Here is a 1,457-nt window from a genome sequence, read left to right on the forward strand (position 1 = left end):
TAAGGAGATCGGAACTGATCAAGCGAGGCGCAAAACGACTATAATGTTCTAATATATTGACATTCAAAGAGATGCTATGAAGATATTACTTACAGGTGGAACTGGGTTTATAGGGTCTGAGTTACTCAAACTGCTCACCACTCATCAGATAGTGTTACTGACCCGCTCGCCAGACCAAGCCAAACAGCACTTACAGTACGCTGATTTAGGTAATATCGAGTACCTTGCTTCTCTTGATGAACTCGCCGATCTCAACAACATAGATGCCGTCATCAACCTCGCAGGAGAACCAATCGCAGACAAACGTTGGACGGAGCAGCAAAAAGAGAAAATTTGCGACAGTCGTTGGAAAATTACCGAGCAAATTGTTGAGCTGATTCACGCCAGTACCGAACCGCCTTCTGTGTTTCTTAGCGGATCTGCTGTCGGTTATTACGGCGACCAGCAGGATCATCCGTTCGATGAGTGTCTTCATGTGAATAACGACGATTTCCCGCATATGGTTTGCGCTAAGTGGGAACAAATCGCCAAACGAGCTGAGTCCGAACAAACCCGCGTTTGCTTTCTCCGGACAGGCGTCGTACTCGGGCTTAATGGCGGAGCACTCGCGAAAATGCTCTTGCCTTACAAATTGGGGTTAGGCGGACCGCTTGGCAATGGCAATCAATACATGCCTTGGATTCATATCCTCGATATGGTTCGTGCCATTATGTACCTGCTTGAAACCCCTCACGCGCATGGTGCCTTCAACATGTGCGCCCCTCACCCTGTGACTAACCGGATATTTAGCCGCACGTTAGCGAAAACACTCAAACGTCCTCATATTCTATTCACACCTAAATGGGTCATGGCATTGGCGATGGGAGAATCGGCATGTTTGTTGTTTGACAGTATGCGAGCCAAACCTAAGAAACTCACCGAGCTCGGCTTTAAATTTAGTTATTCAAGAATAGAACCAGCACTGAAGCACTTGCTTCAAGATAGAAGCTGTTGAATGATAAAGCTTATCTGTCTCTCGCATTAAGCTAACACATGAATAAATCCATCCTCATTACGGGTTGCTCAACGGGCATCGGGTACGTTTGTGCTCATGCACTCCATAAACAAGGCTTTGACGTCATCGCCTCTTGTAGAAAGCTTGATGACGTTCAACGACTCCAATCAGAAGGGTTAACCTGTATCCAGCTCGACCTCGACGACCCAATAAGCATCACTAGTGGCGCAAAACAAGCGATTGAATTGGCTCAAGGCCAGCTTTATGCCCTGTTCAATAACGGCGCATATGGTCAGCCCGGTGCATTAGAAGATCTGCCTACCGAAGCATTGAAAGCGCAATTTCAAACCAACTTTTTTGGTTGGCACCAATTGGTTCAAGAGGTACTACACACTATGCGTGCTCAAGGTGAAGGCCGCATTATTCAAAACCGTTCCGTCTTGGGTTTTGCCGCAATGCAGTA

Annotated in this window: 2 protein-coding genes; both read left to right on the forward strand. The window is 46.9% G+C overall.

What is annotated here, in order from left to right; all coding sequences use genetic code 11:
- Positions 1-76 precede the first annotated feature (76 nt).
- On the forward strand, positions 77-994 hold the full coding sequence (locus R7P67_RS24220) for a TIGR01777 family oxidoreductase (RefSeq protein ID WP_020840238.1): 918 nt from the start codon (positions 77-79) through the stop codon (positions 992-994).
- A 38-nt stretch (positions 995-1,032) separates the two neighbouring features.
- Positions 1,033-1,457 (forward strand): SDR family NAD(P)-dependent oxidoreductase (locus R7P67_RS24225; protein WP_318086241.1); only part of this gene is annotated, 425 nt, incomplete at its 3' end.

This window comes from Vibrio sp. Vb0937 (assembly GCF_033338855.1).

What these genes read in the sequence shown, in the direction of transcription:
- R7P67_RS24220 (WP_020840238.1), top strand. Translation starts at nt 77, where the DNA reads ATGAAGATATTACTTACAGGTGGAACTGGGTTTATAGGGTCTGAGTTA.